The organism is Microvirga massiliensis, from assembly GCF_001006805.1.
GTDB lineage: Bacteria > Pseudomonadota > Alphaproteobacteria > Rhizobiales > Beijerinckiaceae > Microvirga > Microvirga massiliensis.
The window spans coordinates 551,211-573,339 of sequence record NZ_LN811351.1; the positions used below are offsets into that span (position 1 = coordinate 551,211).

Below are 22,129 nucleotides of genomic sequence, written 5' to 3' on the forward strand. Positions count from 1 at the left end.
GCTTCCGGCCCTCGGGCCGGGGAGAGGGCGGTCGCCCAGGGCGCGGGGCCTGTCGCTGCGTCGATCGCAGGCGGAGAGAGGCGCCTCCCGAATGTTTCCTGTTTGTTCTAGCGATCTCAGACCTTAGCCCAAGCCGCGCATCCGCCAAAGCGCTGGCGGGACTGCGCCCGGTGGGGTAAGGCGCTCCGCACGGATTCTGCGTAACCGCAGAGAACACTCAAATTGGCGTCGGGAGCGCGAAAAGATTCATGAATGGCAAGACGAAATACAGACCTGCTGGAAATCTGAAGGTCGCGGAAGTTCTCCACGACTTCATCGAGAAAGAGGCGCTGCCCTCGACCGGCATTTCCGCGGAAAGGTTCTGGGCTGGACTTGCCGATATTGTCAGGGAACTGGCACCGCGCAATCGGGAATTGCTGGCGGTCCGCGATCGACTTCAGGAACAGATCGATGCGTATCATCGTGAACGCGCCGGAAGACCGTTCGATCCTGCCGAATACGAAGGATTCCTGCGCGAGATCGGCTATCTTCTTCCGGAACCTGACGATTTCAGTATCGAAACCAGCAATGTCGATGACGAGATCGCCCGGATTGCCGGTCCTCAGCTCGTGGTCCCGGTCTCGAACGCGCGCTATGCCCTGAATGCCGCGAATGCCCGTTGGGGCAGCCTGTATGACGCCCTCTACGGAACGGACGCCATTCCGGAAGACGGCGGAGCCGAGAGAGGGAAGGGCTACAACAAGGTCCGGGGTGCGCGGGTCGTTTCGCGCGCGCGGGCCTTCCTGGATGCTTCCGTGCCGCTTGCGCAGGGCAGCCATGCCGATGCCAAGTCTTACGGCATCGAGAAGGGCCGGCTCGTCGTAGGCTTGAAGGACGACGCCCGAACCGAGCTCGCCAACCCCGATCAGTTCGTCGGGTTCAAGGGTAGCGCGGAGAGCCCCGACGCGGTGCTCCTGCGCAACCACGGTCTGCACCTCGAGATCGTGATCGATCGGACGAGCCCGATTGGCGCGGACGATCCGGCCGGCGTGAGCGATGTCGTTCTCGAGGCGGCGGTCTCGACCATCATCGACCTCGAGGACAGCGTCGCGGTCGTCGACGCCGAGGACAAGGTGTTGGTCTATCGCAACTGGCTCGGCCTGATGAACGGCACGCTCACGGAGACGTTCGAGAAGAACGGACAGATGATCGAGCGCCGGCTGAACCCGGACAGGGTCTACATGCAGCCGAATGGGGGCGAGCTTCGCCTTCATGGGCGAAGCCTCATGCTGGTGCGGAACGTCGCGCACCACATGTATACGGACGCCGTGCTGGACGAGACCGGCGCGGAAGTGCCCGAGGCCATTCTCGATGCGGTCGTGACGGCACTCATCGCCATGCACGATCTGAGCGGGACTCATGACCTGCGCAACAGCCGGGCGGGCTCCGTCTACATCGTCAAGCCGAAGTTGCACGGACCCGACGAGGTGGCCTTTGCCGACCTTCTGTTCGAGCGCGTCGAAAGCATGCTCTCCTTGCCGCGCCACACGCTCAAGATGGGCATCATGGACGAGGAGCGCCGGACCACGGTCAACCTGAAGGCCTGTATCCGTGCGGCATCGGCCCGAGTCGTGTTCATCAACACGGGCTTCCTCGACCGGACAGGAGACGAAATCCATACCTCGATGGAGGCCGGCCCCGTCATCCGCAAGAACGACATGAAGGGGACAGCGTGGATCAAGGCCTATGAGGATTCCAACGTCGATATCGGCCTCGCCTGCGGCCTGCCCGGCAAGGCGCAGATCGGGAAGGGCATGTGGGCGGCACCCGACAGGATGGCCGACATGCTCACGCAGAAGATCGCCCATCCTCAGGCCGGTGCGAACACTGCATGGGTTCCATCGCCGACGGCGGCCACCTTGCACGCCCTCCATTACCATCAGGTCGATGTCTTCGCCCGGCAGCAGGAACTGAAATCGCGCCCGCGGGCGAAGATCTCGGACATCCTGACGATTCCGGTCTCGCAGTCGAACTGGTCGCCCGATGCGGTTCAGGAGGAACTCGACAACAACGCCCAGGGCCTCCTCGGATACGTCGTGCGCTGGATCGACCAGGGCGTCGGCTGCTCGAAGGTGCCCGACATCAATGACGTCGGACTGATGGAGGACCGGGCGACCCTGCGCATCTCTAGCCAGCATATTGCGAACTGGCTGCGGCACGGCGTCGTCACCGAGGAGCAGGTGCTCGCAACCTTGAAGCGGATGGCTGCGGTGGTCGACCGGCAGAATGCCGGCGATCCGAACTACCGCGCCATGGCGCCGAGCTTCGACGGGGCGGCTTTCCAGGCCGCCTGCGATCTCGTCCTCAAGGGGCGCGTTCAGCCGAACGGCTACACCGAGTGGATCCTCCACGACCGGCGCCGGGAGGCGAAAGCTGCCGGAGCGCCCGAGCACCCCGAACTGAGCGGAGTCAAGACAGCGTAGCGCTGATTGTGCGCCGGAGCGGCCCGTGAGGCCGCTCTGCCATCCCAAGTGACAGATACGCCCGCTCGCCTCCAGGTGAGCGGGCGTATTGCCTTGCCCCTCGGCGAACGTTGGGTAAGCTTGAGGCGGTTCGAACAGCAATTCGAGGCTGCCCGTGGCAACTGCGAAATTCGGCGTCGGTCAGCCGATGCGACGCGTCGAGGACAGGCGTCTCCTGACCGGAGGCGGGAAATACACCGACGACTACACGCCCGAGGGATGCCTTCGCGCGATCGTCGTCCGCAGCCCCCATGCGCATGCGCGATTCACGATCACGGATGCCGCTACGGCGCGAGCCATGCCTGACGTCAGGCTGATTCTGACTGCGGACGAGGTCTCGCATCTCGGCCCTGTGCCGTGCCTCGCTCCCGTGCCCAATGCCGACCGGACACAGAGCCATCTGGCGCATATCCCGGTACTCGCCAGGGGCGCCGTCAAGCATGTCGGGGATGCGGTCGCATTCGTGGTCGCAGACACGCTGGAGCAGGCCCGTGATGCTGCCGAAGCGCTGGAGATCGACTACGAGCCGCTTCCGGCCGTGAGCGATTCCCGCAGCGCTCTGGAAGCCGGTGCGCCCCTCGTCTGGAGCGAGGCTCCCGGCAATGTCGCTTTCGACACTGCCCTGGGGGATGAGGCTGCGGTCGACGCGGCCTTCGCGGCAGCGGATCGCGTCGTCTCCCTGACCATCGAAAACAATCGCGTCGTCTCGAACTTCATGGAAACGCGCGGTGTCGTTGCGGAATACGACACGCGCAATGAGAGCTTCACGCTGACGCTCTCGAGCCAGGGCGTTCATAGCCTGCGCGATACGCTCGCGAAGGAGATCCTGAAAATCGATTCCGACAAGGTCCGCGTCGTGACCGGCGACGTCGGCGGCGGATTCGGGACGAAGACTTTCATGTATCGAGAATATCCGCTGGCGGCGGAGGCGGCCCGGCGGCTCGGTCGAGCCGTCAAGTGGGTTGCCGATCGCAGCGATCACTTCACGGGCGACTCGCAGGGACGCGACAATGTCTCGACGGGTTCCGTTGCGCTCGATGCGGCCGGTCGGTTTCTCGCGATGCGGTTCGACATCATCGGCAATCTGGGCGCATACCTGTCGCAGTTCGGCCCCTTCATCCCGTATCTCGGTGCCACGATGATGACGGGCGTCTACCGCACGCCGCTGATTCATGTGCGTGTGCGGGGCGTTTACACGAACACGGTGCCTGTCGATGCCTATCGCGGCGCGGGCCGGCCCGAGGCCGCCTATCTTCTCGAACGGCTCGTCGACCATGCCGCCCGCGAGACGGGAATTGCGCCCGAGGAGATCCGGCGCAGGAATTTTGTTCGCCCCGACGAGATGCCCTACACGACTCCGGTCGGCGAGCGCACTTACGATACGGGTGATTTCAATGCCCATATGACTCGGGCTCTCGAGCAGGCCGACTGGGCCGGTTTCGAGGACCGGGCGCGCGCGAGCCGTCAGGCAGGACGACTGCGTGGGATCGGGCTTGCAACCTACATCGAGTGCACCGCCTGGGGCGAAGGAGAGGACGTCAAAGTTCAACTCGAGCAGGACGGAACGATCACCGTCTATTCGGGAACGCAATCGAACGGGCAGGGGCACGCGACTGCTTATGCGCAGTTCGTCTCCCAGCATCTCGATCTTCCTCTCGAACAGATCCGTGTCATGCAGGGAGATACGGTGCAGGTCGCGACCGGAAACGGGACGGGAGGCTCACGCTCAATCCCGGTGGGTGGAATTTCGGTTTCCGTGGCCTCGCGCGACCTCGCGGCGAAGCTGAAGGATCTCGCGTCGGAGCACCTCGAGGCGGGGGTCTCAGACCTCGAGATCGGGGAGGGCGCCGTGCGCGTGGCCGGAACGGATCGTCGGATCACCTTCGCGGAGCTGGCACAGCTGCCTCGAGCAACTGATGAGAGGCGCACCGGCTCAGGCGATTTCACCCCACCGGACGCCACTTACCCGAACGGGACGCATATCGCGGAGGTCGAGGTCGATCCCGAGACTGGCACCACCAGGATCGCGCGATACACGATCGTCGACGATTTCGGGATGACGGTGAATCCGCTCCTCCTCGAGGGGCAGGTCCATGGCGGCATCACGCAAGGCGTTGGGCAGGCGCTCCTCGAGCGGACCGTCTACGACGCGGAGGGGCAGCTCCTGACGGCAAGTTTCATGGATTACTGTGTGCCCCGCGCCGAGGACGTCCCGCTTTTCCACTTCGAGACGCTGAACGTTCCGTCCACGACCAATCCGCTCGGCATTAAGGGGGCTGGGGAGGCGGGTTCCATCGGTTCGTGCCCGGCCGTCGCGAATGCCGTCGTGGACGCGCTCCACCGCGCCTCCGGGATACGCCATATCGACATGCCTGCAACGCCCGCTCGTGTCTTCGCCGCGCTCCGCTCCGCCAGGGCGCAGATGCCGGTTGCGTGAGGGGCTCGGGAGGCGCAGACGAGGCAATCCAGCCGCAATCGTGGGGAACTGGATGGCTTCGTTTTGCCAAATTTGAAATCCGATCCGGTGAGGCGCCACGAGTGAGACGAAACGTTATAGTCGAGCCGCTGCCGCCTACCGCTTCATCCCGTGCTGGGGCGGCAGAAGGCTTGACTGGCAAAGAGGTCATCTTCGGCCTCAGGGCGGAGAGGCGGCGGGATCATATGCACTGGCACTGCTAAAAGCGGGGACCGTGCCCAAAGGTGTTGGTCGCGAGTAGACCAATGGGATAGGGTGGACACGCCAGTCTCGGAGAAAGGCTGCTGATCCTATGAATGCGGTCGGATACTCGGCCGTGTTGTATGCGGGTTCGGTAATCCGAGGTCAAACTCGCGCAGATTGATGCGCGCACGATCAGCACCTGCAATAAGCTTCGCCTATGTGCCGAGAGGAAACTTATATTGGCCTAGCCTACGGAGCTAGACTTATTTCTTCTTCATCAAGGAGAATAGGCACTGAACAGCTCAGGATTGACCATCAAAGGAATCACGTTGGGACACGGGCGTGAGAGCTTTTGTTCTGGTCTCAGGCTGGAGGACCTCGATTGCACGTCGACAACAGCGACGGCCTTCCCCCACGGAAATGCTGTCAATCAGATCTGTCTGTTCTCGTCGGCCTCGTGACGCCGTTGCTTAGCTTCGGCATGTGGAGTTGGATCTACGCGCCTGGCTGCGATGGAGATTCACCTAAACGCCTGGTGAAACAAAAGGCAAATATATGATACAGATTATCCCGTGCAGTGAGGCCAATAGTAAGATTTTGAGAAAGCCTGCATCCAGTGTTTGCGAGGAACTATAGGGAGAAACGTTCATGGCAAACAGGCGAGAAATTCTTAGATACGCTGGGCTGGGAACGCTGGTTCTTGTCGGCGCGTCGCTAAAATCTATGCGAGCAGTGGCGGACGATGCAGTGATGCTTCCCTTCGAGAATGGTGAGCGGCCGCTGGTGCGCTATCCGGGTAAGCGCCCGCTGCTGCAGATGACGAGCCGACCGCCTCAGCTCGAGACGCCTTTTTCCGTATTCGACGAAGGTGTCATCACGCCGAACGATGCCTTCTTCGTCCGCTACCATCTCGCTGACATCCCGCTATCGATCGACCCTGAAACTTTCCGTCTTGAAGTTAGGGGCTATGTCGACAATCCGATATCGCTTTCGCTGGCTGAGTTGAAGACGATGACGCCGGTAGAGATTGTCGCCGTCAATCAGTGCTCGGGCAATTCGCGAGGCTTCTTTGAGCCGCGTGTAGCCGGTGGGCAACTCGCCAATGGCGCAATGGGCAATGCGCGCTGGATGGGTGTGCCGCTAAAGTCCGTGCTCGACAAGGCAGGCGTCAAGGCAGGAGCCGTGCAGGTCGCATTCGATGGGCTCGACGGGCCGGTGCTGCCTGAAACGCCAGACTACGCCAAGGCTCTTGCGATCGACCATGCGCGCGACGGCGAGGTGATGCTCGCTTACGCGATGAACGGGCAGGATCTGCCCTGGCTCAACGGCTATCCGCTTCGTCTCGTGGTGCCGGGATTCTACGGCACCTATTGGGTCAAGCACCTCAACGCGATTACGGTGCTCGACAAGCCGTACGAAGGCTTCTGGATGAAGACAGCTTATCGCATTCCGAGCAATGCCTGTGCCTGTACCGAGCCAGGCCAACCTCCGACCGGCACAGTGCCGATCAACCGCTTGAGTATTCGTTCTTTCCTCACGAACCTGACGGACGGTGCCAAGGTCCGTGTCGGGCGAACGGACCTGCGTGGTATCGCTTTCAACGGTGGTTCCGGAATAAAGGAGGTCGATGTCTCGCTGGATGACGGTAAGTCATGGATCCGCGCGGAGCTCGGAGACGACCTCGGCCGGTACTCCTTCAGGTCCTGGACGCTTCAGGTTGATTTGCCTGCGGGCTCGCATGCAATTCGAGTACGCGCGACCGGCAACGACGGGGTGAGCCAGCCAATGGAGCCACGCTGGAACCCGGCCGGGTACATGCGTAACGTGGTCGAGATCACCCGAGTGCAGGCAGTGTGAGGGAGATGATGATGACAACGAGGAAACTTCTCTCCGCTATCGCGAGTGCGGGCATGCTGACTGCCGGTGGAGCTCTTGCCGAGCCACGCACTTACGAACTCCCACAGTCAACAACGCAACTGCGGCAGCTCAAGGGGTACGAGGTCGGCTTCGAGGCGGCTCAGATCAACTGCGTGAGCTGCCACTCCGTGGATTACATCGCGATGCAGCCCCCAAAGAAAGGCAAGGCCTTCTGGGAGAGCGAGGTGGTCAAGATGATAAAGGTGTACCATGCGCCCATCGGTGAAGATGACAGCAAGGCAATTGCCGCCTATCTTGCTAAGGCATATTGAGTTTATCCAAGGGTCGCTGCCGCAGCTGCCCGCGTGAACCTGTTTAAAGATGTATTGGGCAATGTCCAGACGAGGGAATATATCCAAGAAAACCAAAAACTGTCATCGTTGACTCTGAAGCTACAAAGAATTTCTGTGTTTCCGTCTTGTATAATGCTTCGTATCGATTTGAATGCCTGCAAACGTTGAGCATCTAAGTGGCTCTATGCCTCGATACTCGACGAGCAGAGTTCGCCACCTTTGGCCGTTTTGAGCCTTGCTATTCCCCTCTTTCGGATGTAGTCGCAGACGGATGATGATCTGCTGGCGAGGCTGATTGCCGCTGCCCTGGGACACAGTGTAAAAATAAAACGCGGAACATTGAGGCTGGGCCGTGTATTGGTTGCACTTTGTAGCCTTCGCGCCCGGCAGTCGGACGCGTTTATGGGCTTCGCCCTGATGGATCTCATGCTTTGTGTAGGCCTGCGGTAAAGTGCAGTGAAAAAGGGACCTGAGTAATTTTAGATGGTTATGGTTTTTGCAGAGGCTGCTGCATTCACCTTTGGTTGCGCGTTGATACATCGTTTTCGCGCTTACCCGGCCTTGGTTACGTTGATACTGGCTATTCTTCTCGCTGTTTTGGCCTTTTCTGTCTGCGTCTATGTGAACTGGCAAGTCATCGGCGATTTGTGTGGTAGCTCTGGGAGCCGACCCCGCTTTCCTTCCGAGTACTGTACTGGACTCGTGAATCCGTAGGACTGTTTCGACCTATGCGAGTCTAAACCACGGTTCGTGAGATAGCTCCGGCCTTGATCCATTGAGACGGCATTGGGCAAGGCGTCAGTCTTCTTCGAGGGCGCCTCCTTTATTAACGTCGCGCGCTTCAAGACCGAGCGCCCACTTGGCATGTGCTGGATAATTGACCTCGGCTGTCCGAGACAGGTTCGAGGACGGGTCGGCGAGACCCGCCGATGCAAGCTGGCGCCGACGAACTGGCTTCGCGTGCGCGGCGCATCAGCCTTCGACCGTCGAAGGGCTAACCTCGTAGCGCCGGCTGCATGCCGGACGGAACTGCCAGTCTCAACTGCCAGCACGATACGCGCTCGCAGGTCCGGACAATAACGAGGCCATCATGATCAGCTCCGCCGCGATCTGAAAGGCCGCGAACCCGAACTTTGGACCTTTTGCATACGCCAAAAATGCTCCACCACGATCTAAACTTGAGTCTTGCAGAAGAGAGCCGGACCAGGAGGTCCGGCATGAAAAGTGGACAATGAGCGATGTAACTGGCACAGAGTCGCTAACTTACCTGGCCGCCCTCCGTTGTTTCGCCGATATCGTGCTCCTTCCGGCCGAGCGACTCAGGGCCAAAGACGTAAGCCAGCAGTGCGCAGACCAGGACGACGCAGGAGTATTTCATTGCGTCACCCATGCCTCCGGGAGCCACACTCGCGAGCCAAGCGATAGCAACAGGCGCAAAGATCGACGGAAAGCGGCCAAGCGCAACCGAGCACCCAAAGCCCGAGCCGCGGATCTCAGTCGGGAACAACTCGGCCACATGCACCATCCCGATGGCCCAAGAGCCGCCGATTCCGCCGAATGCGAGGATTCCAAAGAGCACGAACAGTGGAATTGACGTCGTTGAGAACATTACCCAGAGAGAAATTGCCAAGATAATCAGGGTTACGGACCCTGCAATCTTGCGACCGAGTCTGTCGGAAAGAGCGCCACAGATGATCGAGAAGGCGAACATCGAGAGGTTAAACAGGCCGAGCGTTGCCACCGCAACGGTCGTGCTCATCTTGAGTTCGGATACCATGAACGGGACTGCGAATACGGTCTCTGCATAATAGATGCATGCCAAAGAGACGTAGATCAGGGAGCCCCAAACGAGATTACGTCGGATCGTTGGGCTTGCCTTGAGAGATGACCAGAAAGAAATGGGTTTGCGACGAGCCTGCTTCAATCTCTCCATTGTGGCGAGATAGCTGGGGCTTTCTTCAAGCTGCATTCGTACGAACAAGATGATAATTGCCGGAAGAACTGCAAGAAAGTACATAGCCCGCCAGCCGAGCCACTCAAGAATGAGTGCGGATACCAGTGCCGCATATACGACCCCGAGCGCGTAACCGGCGAACATCAGGCCGGCGCCAAGCCCCCGATTCTTACTATCCCAGGACTCGACGACGTAGGGGACTCCGACCGTTAGCTCGCCACCGCCGCCCACGCCCGTAAAGAAGCGGCCGATTGCAAATTGGACCGGGTTCGTTGCAAAGCCCGTCAATGCAGTCACGCTACCATAGGCGAAGATGGAAAACCCCAGGGTATGCTTCCGCCCAAACCGATCGCCAAGTAATCCGAAAACGTAGCTGCCGAGCATGTATCCCGCAATGAAGATCGAGCCAATAATCCCCATGACCTGGATGCTGACATTGAAATCGAGCGCAATCAGCGCGAGTGTCATGCCGTAAATATTGATCGCATACGCGTCGAACAGATACCCTAGAGTTGCTGCCAACGTGATAGTGTTGCGCGCCTTCTTAGTAATTTTGGGCTCTTCCGCGGCAGCGTGCTCAACCGCCTCCGCAGGTTCAAAAATCTTATCGACCGAACCTACTGTGCTGATCCCTGTAGTCATTGTAGCGTTCCTCCTATTTCCGGTTGTTGTCTGATTGAGGCTGAATCCTCCTCGCCCGAGAGAGTAATTTATCCAAATCGCGACCGTAGCTGTGACAAACGCAAATCATGACTTTCGATGAGTTCGGACTGAGCGTGACGCAGCCATATCGCCATCGAGATAGGTAGCTCTCCAATGGTTCTCCTTAGAGATGCAACTTGGGATGATCTGACTCGTAAGAAACAGTCCGCTATGATCTAAACCGACTATCGACGCACGTGAGGCAAATGGGCGAAGTACAAACCCGCTCGTCCGTTTGCCGCTGCAACGACTACTTCGGCGGCCAGAAAATGATGTCATCGCAGTCCAGCAGTAAGCAGGAAGAGCAATAGCGCCCGCCGTGTGCATATTCATACAACCATTCGGCCCTCCGCTATTCCGTTACCGAGGTGCAAAACAAGGCACACCTAAACCTTGCCGGTATTCTGCTCCGTGAGCTAATATTTATTCAAGAGGTATCGATAGGCGTTGCCTATGAAATGCATTGACGGCGATGTGGTGCCTCTCCGCGAACTCGTGTCAAGCCGCTAGGATGTGAGCAATAGCGCGTAGGGGACTGGCATTTCACATGAGCAGTTCCGAATAGAACGTGCCTATCCAGCGATCCGAACTTTCAAATATTTTCGAGCTGAGATGCGCCTCAAGGTAGCTCCGGTCCGATTCAGGTTCCTTCTGAGAGGGCGGATGATCAGACCGGATGTACATTCGCGACCAGCCTCCTCGGACTAGAGACCGCTCCTGTGTGCAGTCTCTACGGAACGCAGAGGTTTGGGCCGCTTAGCGAAACGCCAGCATTTCAGGACGGAACTGGAAAATGATTTCTAAGCCAAGCCACCCGATCGTCGATATGCGGAGCCGGCCAGCCTTTCTTCACCCGTTCTTCGGGTCAACTCCCAATACGCCCCAGTTTGAAGTAGTGCGCTGGCTCAACAGGCGCGTCGGCAGCCGAGAGGTCGACCATTTTGCGCGAGCGCGCGATACCGACGGGTTTATCGCCGAGATGGGCGAAGCCGGGATTACAGTCGCGGTGATGGTCGCCCGGAGTGTTCCCAGCGTGCGGGTCAGCAACGACGATCTGAGCACGATCGCTGCCAGGGCACCGGGCCGTCTCATCGGTATCGCATCTGTCGATCCGATTGAACTCGGCACCGATGCGGCGCTGGCAGAGGCGACGCGTGCCGTCCGTGAACTCGGCCTGAAGGGCATCAACCTCGATGCGGGATTTTATGCGGAGCCACTCAAGGCCACCGACGAGCGACTTATGCCACTGTACGAGTTGTGCCAGGCGCTCGAGGTTCCAGCTTTCATAATGTCCGGTCCTACGACGCCGGATCTATCGTTCAATGATCCACTCGCAGTCGATGTCGTCGCGCGGACCTTCCCCCGGCTCAACATTGTTTGTTGTCACGGGTTCTATCCACGTGTTTCCGAGATCATTACGGTCGCGTTCCGCAATGAGAATGTCTTCGTCTCGCCCGACATGTATACCTTCTCTCCCGGAGGTGGCCTTTATGTCGAAGCCGCGAACGGCTTTATGAAAGATCAATTCCTCTTCGGAAGCTCTTATCCGTTCCGCCCGATGCGGCAGGGCGTGGAAGACTTCGGCGCGCTGGGCCTCTCCCAGGAGGCTTATGAGCATGCGACATTCAAGAATGCAAATCGTCTGTTCAGGCTTGGCATCAAATCTTGATGCCAATCGGCATCCAGTATCGAAGAAACTCTTGTTCTGATCGAGCAGCAAAAAAGGGCGAGGGAGACGAAGATATGACATCGAAAGAGTGGCCCTCCGTGATCGCATCCAATCCGCAGCGGCTCAAGGAGGCTCGGTATCAGGTTCACAGTCTCGTGCAGTGGCTTGCCCGGATCGAGAAGAGCTATGGTCCGGCAACTGGTGACAGTGGCGACATCACATTACGGTGGTGTGACACTCGGAAAGCTATCACGACACGATGCCTTGGCGAAGACTTGCAGTTGGAGCTGAGATTGCCGGAGATGGTGCTGCAATTTCGAGAAAGCGGAGAGGCGGCCAACCATCCTCTTCGAGTCGGAGAGCACTCGCCGGCGCATGTGGAGGCGTGGCTCTTAATCGAGCTCCTTCACCGCGGAATTGATCGTAGGCGTTTTTCGAAGGCACTACCCTACGACGTTTCCGAACTCATGTCCGGGGATAGTGTAGAATTTTCGCCGGATGTCTACCAGGATGAACTGAATACGCTCACTCAATGGCTGTCTAGAGCGGCTGCCGCAATTTCGTCGGCGAGTGTGCAGCGTAAGGGCGAAATAGATGAGAGCATCGTCGTGCGGCCGAATGACTTTAGTCTTGAGACCACATCGGACTCTCAGCGCGTCCTCGGTTTCAGAGCGGGTAGCGCGAAAGTGGAAGAGCCGTTCTTCTATATCCGTCCAGGCCACGATGTTGCGCATGCCGGCGGCTGCAACGAGGTTATTCTGCCGGCCTCGCAGCTTTCTAATAGCGAGGGAAATGAGCGGTTGGCCATGCTCTTCCAGGCCCGCTGACGTCCAGATGAGAGGCCACGAGTGGAGAGCGATCCGGTACGATAGTTGTTGGCGGGGCCAAAAGATCCTCGTCGTCAAGGCGGCCATAGATGGAATTGGACCGGGTAGCCGAAGTCATCACGCGTTCGGACTTCAGCCATACCTCGGGCGCATGCCGAAGCGCTTGCAAAGTGAGCCTGCCATTCGAGCCAAAGCAATGAGTAGTTTCCTGATTGCACCTGGCCTGTCCTCGAATTAGCCGCGAATCTGTTCCCTCCTCAGCACTTCATCCGTCTGGGAGCCAGGAGGTGATGGTCTCAGCTGTAGGCCGGCCACGATGGCCCGGTAGCGCGTCAACAGAGTCGGCGAAGTTCGATCACTTCGGCACGGGCGATAACTCAGCGTTGGCTGGCCTCGGCTTAGGAGATCTGCCAAACTCGATTGAGAACTGGACGTCGCTCGGTACATCCGTTGGCCAACTGATCGGAGGTTCGGTGGTAGCCCTATTTAAAATCTGGTCGAGGCCTCCGCGCTTGTTCAAGTCCTTCACAGCGGCAACAAGGATACTTGCAATCGGCGTCATCAACTCACCTTCTGCCCAGAATAAGCCGACGTCCTGGCTGGCCACGGGCTCGAGGATTTCAAGTGCCTTCGTGCCGCGATGCAGGCCGGGCATTCGGGTGAAGTGCTCCGGGATGATCGTGCAGAGGCCGCCGAACTGCACCTGAAACATCAAGTGTAAAATGGACTCGGACTCAACCCGCGGTACCGGATGACAGCCGACGCGATCGAAAATCGTATCTACAAACTGTCGTTCATGAATTGCTGGGCGGAGCATGGCCAGGGGCAGTTCTGCAACCTCCCGCCATGTGATGCTTGTCCTGTCCTGAAATTCGGCTGTGTCCGGAACGAGAATACAGAGCTTTTCCGTATAGATCTTTAAAGAGTTTCGTCGTCCGAGCTCAGCCGTATCAAGGTAAGCCAGTGCGGCATCCAGAGAAAAGTTATTGAGCCCTGTCTTCATTGCATCGTTGCCAAGAAAGCGAACATCCATAACAACATTTGGATGCTGCTTTCGTACGAGCTGGAGCAGGACCGGAAGAACAGGTGACATCGAGGGCATGGCGCCCATTCGAAGTCGTCCTGATAAGTTTCCGCGCATCTCCGCAATCTCATCACGCATTGCTTCGCAATGACCAACGACATTACGCGCCCATTTAACGACTCTCTCACCCTCCGGTGTGAGCCCATGGAACCGTTGCCCGCGACCACGAAGAAAAATCGGTACTCCGATTTCGAGCTCGAGCTGCTTAATGCCGACCGAAAGACTCGGCTGCGTAACGTGACAGCGTTCGGCGGCTCTTCCAAAATGCTCTTCGTCTACTACGGCGAGAAGGTACTTAAATTGGCGCAAGAACATCGGCATTCCACCCTAAGTCCAGGGCTCGTGAGTTCGCCCTCACTTTCACCCGCAATTTTCGAGGCTACCTCATAGAAAAATTTTTTCAAACGCGAAAATGTACGGTTGTTGCCTATCAGCCATACCTGATTAGCCGCCAGGGCAGTCGGACATCGCTGACCGATGCGGTCACGTGCCGGCCCGCATGCATCCTGTGCCCAACTAGGGGTTCGCGCCACGGATTAATAGGGTCGGCATTGGGGCCGCTACATTAGCCGGCAAAGCCGATCTGGACGATCGGAGCTCCACGGGTTGCAACACGCGATCTCTGCTGTCAGGCTAGGTTATTTTAGCGGGAGTGCGATCAAGCGGCCAAGTAGCAGGCATCCCACACAGGTTGGAGAGGTTCAGGGAAGTGGCTCGGCGAACTGGCTGAGAGTGGTCGTTGTCACCGAAGAGATGGGCAGCAAGCGGCCGAATCCTTGCCGGGATCAGCTGGACGGAGAGCGCACAACTCCAGTCACAGGCACCAGCTTGAGCTGACTATCTCAATATCACCGCACTGAGGCAGAGATAACCATCTCGTTGATGATGCTTGTGGTGCTTAGGCCAAGAAATGCGCGATTAGCCTGAACGTGACGATGCCGCCAGTCGCTATGAGGATGACCGCAGCGGTTGCATGCAGAGCTCTGTCCGGGAGGCGGTGGGCGATTCTCGCTCCCGCAATGCTGCCGACGACGAGCCCAGCCGTAAGTTGCGCTCCAATCTGGGTGTCGAGGGAGCCGAGCAAGTAGGCACCGGCAGTTGCTAGTAAGGCGATGGGGATCTGGATTGCCTGCCCAAGGCCGACTGCGGCTAGTATCGGGAAGCCGAGCCATATGAGCAATGGCACGAGGACCACCGGTCCCCCAGTCCCGGTCATGGCGGAAATCAGGCCGATAGCTCCTCCTAGCGCGATGGCACTTGCAGAACCAAAGGGAAATGGGACCGCGTCCATTCTGCACTCGCCATTCAGTCTGTTGAGCCCGGCTCCTGTTGCAAGTGCTGCGATGAGGACCTGAATTGCCATCGGGTTCACGATCTGTATGGCCCAAGCACCGATCAGTGCTCCCGGAGCTGCGCCAATGCATAAACGTAGCGCAAGCCCCCGATCCAAAGCTCCGCTCCGGCCGAACAGTAGAGAACCGGACAGTCCCGTCGCTATATACCCCATCATCGCCGCTGACGCAGCTGTACTAATGGGTATTCCGCATCCAAGCGTCATGGTCGGCGTAAGGATGACGCCCCCGACGCCTATGCAGCCGATCATGAGGCCTGCAAGAAGCCCAATTCCCAGAAGCATTGGCGTCAGTGTTGCTATCCACCCGCCCGACATTGCAGGGCTATCCGAATTTGTCGTACCGAATTCGATCAGGCGTTGCCCGAGCACCGACAATCAGGGCGCGCAATGCACCGTCGACCATTGGTGGTGGTCCGGCGATGTAACTCATTAAATTGTCGTAGCGGCCCTCCATCGCCTGCGCGCAGACCTCGTGGACCATGCCTGAGGCAATCCGAATTTCCGGAAAGGACACGTGATATTGGCTGTCGGAACTCTCGTTCGAGAGCGTTACTGTAATCTCGAGGTTGTCATTCGCCTTTCTCAAATGCCGATTGAACTCGGACAGGTAGAAGCAGTCAGAAAGCGTCCTCACGCCGAAGAATACATAGCCTTTGTGGTTGTCGAAGTAGTTTTCCTGCGTTGCGCGCTCGAGCATTGACATCATTCCAGCAATGCCAGATCCGCCGGCAATCATCAGTAAGTTATGGTTTTCCTCGGGATGGAACGTCGCGCGACCAAGAGGACCGAATACGTCTACAGTTTGGTCTTTCCGAGCTGCCTCGAAAAGCCAGTTACTGAAGCCACCGCCGATCTTTCGCTTGACAACAAAGCTGAGGCGCCTCGGGTCCCCGCCGTAGTTCACCATCGAGTAGGCGCGCATCCCCTCGAGTCCTGCAATCTGCAAGAGCACGAACTGGCCCGCATCGAACGATATCGGATCCGAGAGAGAAACCTCAAAGTGAATGACATCAGCCGTAAGGCGTCTGATGACATCAACGTGCCCCTTGCGGTGGCCCGGTACCGTATATCGCGGGAGGCCCATGCCGACATTGGCTGGAACGCGAATCACGCAGTCACTGAGCGGCCGCGACTGGCACATGAGGATCTCGCCTCGATCCCGCTTGACCCGACTATGTCCGGGAGCCTCGTCCCACTCGACGGCAACTCGACCGTCGGTCACTTTGGCACGACAGCTACCGCACGTGCCGGTTGCGCACTCGTACGGGAGGGTAAGTCCCTGGCTAAGGCCGGCGTGAAGTAAGGTGTCGCCGGAACCGCATGCAAAGCTGACGGAACCGGATTTGGATTGCACCTCCACGAAATAGCTATCGGCGTTGGGCTCGGCAACTCCTGGATCCGAACCAAACCCATCTGCAACGTGGCCAATGTCCATTCCCGGATCACGCCTTCGCAAAGAAATCGTAGTCATCCTCGGCCTCTTCGTCGAAATCGTAGGTCAGTTCCTCCTCGACGAAAGCGAGTAGGCGGCTGCCGTTTTGCCTTACTTCGTAGGTTTTAAGTTCCTTCTCGGTCTCCCCAATCAGGTCCAGATTTCGGAGATCCCATGCCCATAGGTGCTTTGTGCACGTAAGTACACAACTCGCGATCACGCCAGACTCATCCAGAGGTTCCTCCATATGAGGACAGATGGGTGGCATGGCGCGAAATCCCTCGCCGTAATTCGCCACGACGATCCTGATGCCGTCGGCGTCCACCAGCTTCAATGAATTACTTGGCACGTCGGAAACGTCGCAAAGATATTTCCAGCTCATGAGTACCGCCAGATTTGTAATGCGTTTTCACGTGAAATGAACAACAACCAAAGCTGAACTTCGACATGCCTAGAGGATATGGATGCCGAAGATTTGTTGCCGTGGTAAGCCGCTGTTCATCGAGTTTTGCCCGTCAGATCGGCCAATGTGATCCCTTGTCGAGCCGGCGGTTCATCAGTCTGACTTCGCGCGTCAGAAATTTGGCGGATGAATCTCCAAGCTGAAGCTGATCATAGTACTTCCCCACCAGGAAGAGTCGACTTTCCCCGGAGTCAATGTGAGAGTTTGTGCCATCCAGCAAGTGTTGGAAGATGACAACAGACGAGATTGCATATGCGGTTCTCCCGTCAGATGAGATCTCGACCGTGTAAACACTCGTATGGCGCGTCAACGGGGAGTGATCGGTATTATGTTTAGGAAGTAGGCGGATCAGGCTTTCGAGATCCTTGTGAGAGGCATGCAAGTACGTCATGTCGTAGTTGATTTCGGGGCTCCACGACTTGATCTCGTAGGTAAAATTTTCCGCGCAAAGCGCGAGCCACTCATTCCATCGCTGGTCGTCTAGGAAAATGCTCGCCTGATAGATCGTGTCGCGCACCAACGACCGTTGCAATTCATGATACGAACCGGATGTCGTGGCGATCGCATGAGAAATGTCTGGCGTTTTCATCATCTATTCCTTCGATTTTGCTTGGAGGCACGGGTTGCGCTGGCCCACCGGCAGATTCTCTTTGGCACTCTCTCGGGGCGAGACAACCGGAGCTAATTAATTGGATGTCGTCTGGCGGGGTGGTAAGCCCCGCCAGACGACCGGACGTGTGGGCTACTCGGCAGCTACGACCGCTGGTTCGGCGTAGGTTCTCTCTGGATCGCTGGGGAGGCGATTCATCCACCGACCCCACTCGTCGTAGTAGTGGCGCATGCCGTTCTCATCGTGGATTGTCTGGTTCTCCTGGCGTCCATGAAGAACGCGGCGGGACTCAGTGCCTGGTCGCATGGTGGTACCTTGTCCCTGCACACCGATGAGATCCTCATGCAGGTTGCGGCCGAAAGGCCCCCAGATTGAATTGTGGTGATTGATACGGATCTGCCGCTCCTCCTTTGTATCTCGTTTCAAGCCCAGGCCGCGGAACTCGATCATGGTCTTATTCGGGCCGAGCGGAGTGACGATATCGCAGCGGAGGGCTGATCCACGGAGATTGAAGTTCATCCCGGGGAAAAGGTCGATCATGTACCATTGATTGGGCGGCAGGTGAGGGAACGACAATGCAGCTCGGCTCTCAAACCCCTCGTATTGCTCGTAGTTCACCTCAAAGGTGCCTACGACGATATGACCGTGATCGAAAGCCTCGTTCTTTCTCGCGAAATACGCGTCATTAAATCCCGTGACGCGGTTATGGTAGTGCATGAAGTCGTGATAGAATTCGCAGTTGGTATCGTGCCAAAGCTTATAATTTGTATCAACAATTGCTTTGTGGTAGTGGAAAACCTCAAGTTCTTCTGCGTCGAGCGTCTTGCGCAAGCACTCAAACGGAGTCCCGGCCCAATCCTCCAGGGGAATGGGATCGTCAGCTAGGCTGACCCACACGAAGCCGCCAAACTTGACCTCGCAGCGGAGCCGGCGGAGCCCGACATCCTCCTTACAGAGCCGATCCTGGTAACCCTCCTTCTCACGGCTGACGTAGACGCAGTTTCCTTTCATATCGAACTGCCAAGCATGAAACATGCAGGTCATCCGCTTCGGATTGCCCGAGGGCTGGCCCTCGTAGAAGCTACCGGATGGGCGGCGTTCGATGATCATCCCGCGGTGGGGGCAGACATTTAGGAAGGCACGCACAACATTGTCGGGGCCGCGGCAAACGACGATCGGCTCACGGGCAATGCTGGTGGTGCGGAAGTCGTACGGCTTTGGCAGTTCCGACTCGTGGCAGACAGGAACCCACGTGCGCTTGAAGATGAGCTCAAGTTCTTCTTCGAAGATTTTCTCGTCGGTGTAAATCCTGCTGTCGATCCACTCTCCGGCCTGAAGGGGCGGGTTCGCAGTCCATTGCTTGTAGTTTCTAGCGGGCATAAACGTTGCTCCTCGCGCTACGTGCCAGTTCGGGGCCGGACGTGGCGGCACTACGCCTCTCACCACGTTCGGTCGATGCCGCTGGCCAGGGTGCTCCGGGCAACCCAGCGTCGAGCGGCTAAAAAGAGAAGCCGAATTTGCCGCTGGCGCTTCAGGCCGCTTCGGGTAAACCCCGGCATCGCTGAGGTCGAAGATGGCCTACGGCCTCTGCGGGAACTAATTAAAAGTCTCTATCTGGCGATAGTTCTAGTGGCGGCTCTAGGAGTGCAGGGGCGGCGCTCGGGTGCAAGTGGCTTTGGGCGGCGCGAGCCATGCCGAGCATGAGCGACAATGTGAGTGGAAGGGAGACGAGAACGGATGGAATGCGCTCACGCCAACCTGTTGTGCGATAGGTTCACTTCAGCTGAGGCATGATGCGAGAGGTATAGCCGTCCTTCAGAGATCACGAGCAAAGGCCGGCATTGCTTGAGCAGAGGCTGAGTGCTGCCAGCCGAGTGCCGATGATAGAGGAGGCCGATCACTCAACAGTAACGCTCAAATAGAAAGATGCTCTTGTTGGGGATACGAGGAACGTGCGATGCGCTTTCCCTGATCGACGTTGCGCATTGCACCTCGGCGTGCTGGTTCGAGCATAACTCGGATCGGCCGATTCGGATTGTCTGGGAGAAATTGTGCATGTCGAATTCGGCAACGCCTGCGGCTACCGGAGCAGCATCAACCCTCAATTTCATCAACGAAATTGCTCCAGGTTTGATATTTGCGGCTGCCGTTTCAATCATCGGCACATGGCTTCAACCGATGCTTCCTGCCGGGCTGCCGCTGCCAGCGATGGTGCTGTCGCTCCTGCTCGGTATCTTACTTCATCGATCAGCCAGTCACGCCTTGTTCCAGCCTGGTCTACGCTTTTGCGTAAAATCTCTCCTGCGGTGGTCCGTTGCCCTGCTCGGACTGAGGATTGCCTTGGGAGACATCTTCGATCTCGGTATTGGGGCCGCTGTCGTTGTTGTGATCGCTATGATCGTCACGATGATTTCATCATTTGCGTTGGCGAGAGTCTTTGGGCAGTCTCCGATGTATGCAGCTCTTGCTGGGGCGGCGACTGCGGTTTGTGGAGCTTCGGCAACCTTGGCGACATCGACGGTTGTGCCCAGCTACAAGGAGAAAGACGCTGACATTGCGTTCGTGGTGATTGGGGTGAATTTGCTTGCTACTGGAGCAATGCTTCTTTACCCGCTCTTCAGCCACTGGCTAGGCTTTACGGACCACATAACGGGCATCCTGCTCGGCGGAACGATCCACGACGTCGCTCAGGTGGTGGGTGCTGGATACTCGGTGTCGGACGAGGCCGGAAACGCGGCCGTGATCGTGAAGCTCTTCCGCGTTTTCCTCCTCCTTCCCGTGGTGCTGTTGGTCGGCTACTACTTCACTCGCTCGGGGCTAAGTGGTGGTGAGGGGAGGGTCCCGATGCCGACCTTTGCCTTCGCTTTTCTGGCACTCTGTGTCGTGAACAGCATTGCACAGAACTACCCGGAAATTACCCCCGTTTTCGCTCCGATCAAAACTGTCCTCGTGTCGTTTTCAACGTGGGGTCTCCTGCTTGCGATTGCTGCCTTGGGTCTAAACACCTCGCTGCGGTCAATCGCATCACTTGGTTGGCGCCACATTGCGACACTTGTTGGAGCAGCATGTATCATATTCATATGTATGTCTGTTGGCCTCGCGATGCATTGAGGCGCAGTTCAGGCCCATCGGTCCCAATCAGTTGCGATATTTGCCGGCGAGGATCAGACGACTGGGGGCCTGGATTGGGTACGGTTGCTCGAGGCGCGAGATAATGTGCCCTTGCGGAGGGCCCCACGGCCTCGAAAAGGCGGGACCTGCTGAGATTAATGCTGGGGTGATGAGCACACCGCCTTGTCATCCCAGCGGGACGGCTCCGCCAATGGGCAAATACACGAAAACGTCGCGTGCCTGAGCCGTCGGCGGGATGATGAGCGTATCACCGCTTCGCTCCCCGCGGACCGACCATAGGTCGGCCAGAAACTTGCGGCGATAGGAAAGGGCTGGGGGTGCCGAGCACAAACCCGGAGACAGTCGGGTTAGGTGCGGCCTCGACTGCTGAAGGCGTGACGAACCCCAGCCCACTTACCTGACCGTTCAGAAATTTTCCGACCCTGGCTTGACGCGGGTGGGAATCTGTATTCTTCTGGCATACCAAATACAAAATACCTCAGCTGGGCGGCTGCAGAGGGTGGAAGCGAGTGCCATGAAGGTCTGCATCTACGGGGCCGGCGCGATCGGCGGATATATGGGAGCCCTGATGCACAGGGCTGGAGCCGATGTCAGCTTCGTCGCGCGCGGCGCTCATCTCGAAGCTATGCGCAGCAACGGCGTCCGGGTCGTGCTGGAGGACGATGAGGTCGTCGCGCGTCCTCACTGCACTGACGATCCGGCGGAACTGGGTCCGCAGGATTACGTCGTGGTCGCCTTGAAGGCCCATTCGGTGCCAGGCGTCGTCGATGCCCTGAAGCCATTGCTTCGGGACGACACGGGCATCGTCACGGCCGTGAACGGAATCCCCTATTGGTATTTCTACCGGCATGGCGGCGAATATGAGGGATCGACGCTGGAGAGCATCGACCCGGGCGCCAAGCAGTGGAACACGCTCGGGCCTGAGCGCGCGATCGGCTGTGTCGTCTATCCAGCAATCGAGGTCGTGGAACCGGGCGTCATCAAGCACGTCTATGGCGACAAGTTCCCGATCGGCGAGCCCAATGGGGAGCGCTCCGCACGCGTCCAGCAGCTCAGCGAACTCATGGCGGCGGCCGGCCTCCGTGCACCTGTCCTGGACAAGATCCGCGACGAGATCTGGCTAAAGCTCTGGGGCAATCTCTGCTTCAACCCCATCAGCGCACTGACTTGCGCGACCTTGGATGTGATCGCATCCGACTCGGATACGCGCGTCGTCGCCAAGGCGATGATGCTGGAAGCCAAGGTGATCGCCGACACGATCGGAGTCAATTTTAGAGTCGACGTCGAGCGCCGCATCGATGGCGCCGGAGCGGTCGGCGCCCACAAGACCTCGATGCTTCAGGATCTGGAACGCAACCGCCCCCTGGAGATCGATCCGCTCGTCACGGTCGTACAGGAGATGGGGCGGCTCGTCGGCGTCCCGACCCCCACGATCGATGTCGTCCTCGCCCTCGTGCGGCAGCGCGCACGAATGGCGAGCCTCCACTAGCAATCACTAATCGAAGTTGAAGCCCCGCAGCGGGAGAGGAGCA

At 58.3% G+C, this 22,129-nt stretch carries 15 protein-coding genes; 8 read left to right on the forward strand and 7 right to left on the reverse strand.

The features are described from left to right. Positions 1-248 precede the first annotated feature (248 nt). From BN1233_RS07715 to sorB, 4 genes are all read left to right on the forward strand, one after another. Positions 249-2,462, forward strand: a complete 2,214-nt coding sequence (locus BN1233_RS07715; RefSeq protein WP_046862900.1) for a malate synthase G — start codon at positions 249-251, stop codon at positions 2,460-2,462. Between the two features lie 154 nt (positions 2,463-2,616). Then, complete coding sequence (locus BN1233_RS07720) at positions 2,617-4,938, forward strand: xanthine dehydrogenase family protein molybdopterin-binding subunit (protein WP_046862901.1); 2,322 nt, start codon at positions 2,617-2,619, stop codon at positions 4,936-4,938. Between the two features lie 870 nt (positions 4,939-5,808). Beyond that, positions 5,809-7,017 (forward strand): SorA family sulfite dehydrogenase catalytic subunit, encoded by a 1,209-nt coding sequence (gene sorA / locus BN1233_RS07725; protein WP_046862902.1) that lies wholly within the window; start codon positions 5,809-5,811, stop codon positions 7,015-7,017. 5 nt (positions 7,018-7,022) lie between these two features. After that, complete coding sequence (gene sorB / locus BN1233_RS07730) at positions 7,023-7,349, forward strand: SorB family sulfite dehydrogenase c-type cytochrome subunit (protein ID WP_046863202.1); 327 nt, start codon at positions 7,023-7,025, stop codon at positions 7,347-7,349. Positions 7,350-8,628: 1,279 nt separating this feature from the next. Here the strand turns inward: sorB and BN1233_RS07735 are convergent. Then, positions 8,629-9,966, reverse strand: a complete 1,338-nt coding sequence (locus BN1233_RS07735; RefSeq protein WP_046862903.1) for an MFS transporter — start codon at positions 9,964-9,966, stop codon at positions 8,629-8,631. An 853-nt stretch (positions 9,967-10,819) separates the two neighbouring features. On the opposite strand from BN1233_RS07735, the gene BN1233_RS07740 reads away from it, so the two are divergent. Both BN1233_RS07740 and BN1233_RS07745 read left to right on the forward strand, forming a co-directional pair. After that, positions 10,820-11,695: an amidohydrolase family protein gene (locus BN1233_RS07740; protein WP_046862904.1), complete on the forward strand. Its 876-nt coding sequence runs from the start codon at positions 10,820-10,822 to the stop codon at positions 11,693-11,695. Between the two features lie 74 nt (positions 11,696-11,769). Continuing rightward, on the forward strand, positions 11,770-12,522 hold the full coding sequence (locus tag BN1233_RS07745) for a hypothetical protein (protein WP_046862905.1): 753 nt from the start codon (positions 11,770-11,772) through the stop codon (positions 12,520-12,522). A 355-nt stretch (positions 12,523-12,877) separates the two neighbouring features. Here the strand turns inward: BN1233_RS07745 and BN1233_RS07750 are convergent, their stop codons facing one another. The 6 genes from BN1233_RS07750 to BN1233_RS07775 all read right to left on the reverse strand — a co-directional run bounded on the left by BN1233_RS07750 (position 12,878) and on the right by BN1233_RS07775 (position 18,845). Beyond that, a complete protein-coding gene (locus BN1233_RS07750) occupies positions 12,878-13,927 on the reverse strand; it encodes a LysR family transcriptional regulator (protein ID WP_244470967.1) in 1,050 nt (349 codons plus the stop codon). A 577-nt stretch (positions 13,928-14,504) separates the two neighbouring features. Beyond that, positions 14,505-15,275, reverse strand: coding sequence for a sulfite exporter TauE/SafE family protein (locus tag BN1233_RS07755; protein ID WP_046862906.1), 771 nt, complete (start codon positions 15,273-15,275; stop codon positions 14,505-14,507). Between the two features lie 7 nt (positions 15,276-15,282). Next, a complete protein-coding gene (locus tag BN1233_RS07760) occupies positions 15,283-16,431 on the reverse strand; it encodes a 2Fe-2S iron-sulfur cluster-binding protein (RefSeq protein ID WP_048709540.1) in 1,149 nt (382 codons plus the stop codon). Then, positions 16,403-16,774 carry a Rieske 2Fe-2S domain-containing protein gene (locus tag BN1233_RS07765; protein ID WP_048709543.1) on the reverse strand — a complete coding sequence of 124 codons (372 nt, stop codon included), beginning with the start codon at positions 16,772-16,774 and terminating at the stop codon, positions 16,403-16,405. The genes BN1233_RS07760 and BN1233_RS07765 overlap by 29 nt, the downstream gene beginning before the upstream one ends. A 133-nt stretch (positions 16,775-16,907) precedes the next feature. Next, on the reverse strand, positions 16,908-17,447 hold the full coding sequence (locus tag BN1233_RS07770) for an aromatic-ring-hydroxylating dioxygenase subunit beta (protein ID WP_244470968.1): 540 nt from the start codon (positions 17,445-17,447) through the stop codon (positions 16,908-16,910). Positions 17,448-17,597: 150 nt separating this feature from the next. Beyond that, positions 17,598-18,845, reverse strand: coding sequence for an aromatic ring-hydroxylating oxygenase subunit alpha (locus BN1233_RS07775; protein WP_046862907.1), 1,248 nt, complete (start codon positions 18,843-18,845; stop codon positions 17,598-17,600). A gap of 675 nt (positions 18,846-19,520) precedes the next feature. On the opposite strand from BN1233_RS07775, the gene BN1233_RS07780 reads away from it, so the two are divergent. Then, a complete protein-coding gene (locus BN1233_RS07780; RefSeq protein WP_046863207.1) occupies positions 19,521-20,576 on the forward strand; it encodes a YeiH family protein in 1,056 nt (351 codons plus the stop codon). Between the two features lie 535 nt (positions 20,577-21,111). Beyond that, the gene (locus BN1233_RS07785; protein WP_046862908.1) at positions 21,112-22,086 is read left to right on the forward strand and encodes a 2-dehydropantoate 2-reductase; all 975 of its coding nucleotides are present in this window, start codon (positions 21,112-21,114) and stop codon (positions 22,084-22,086) included. The last annotated feature ends 43 nt before the right edge of the window (positions 22,087-22,129 follow it).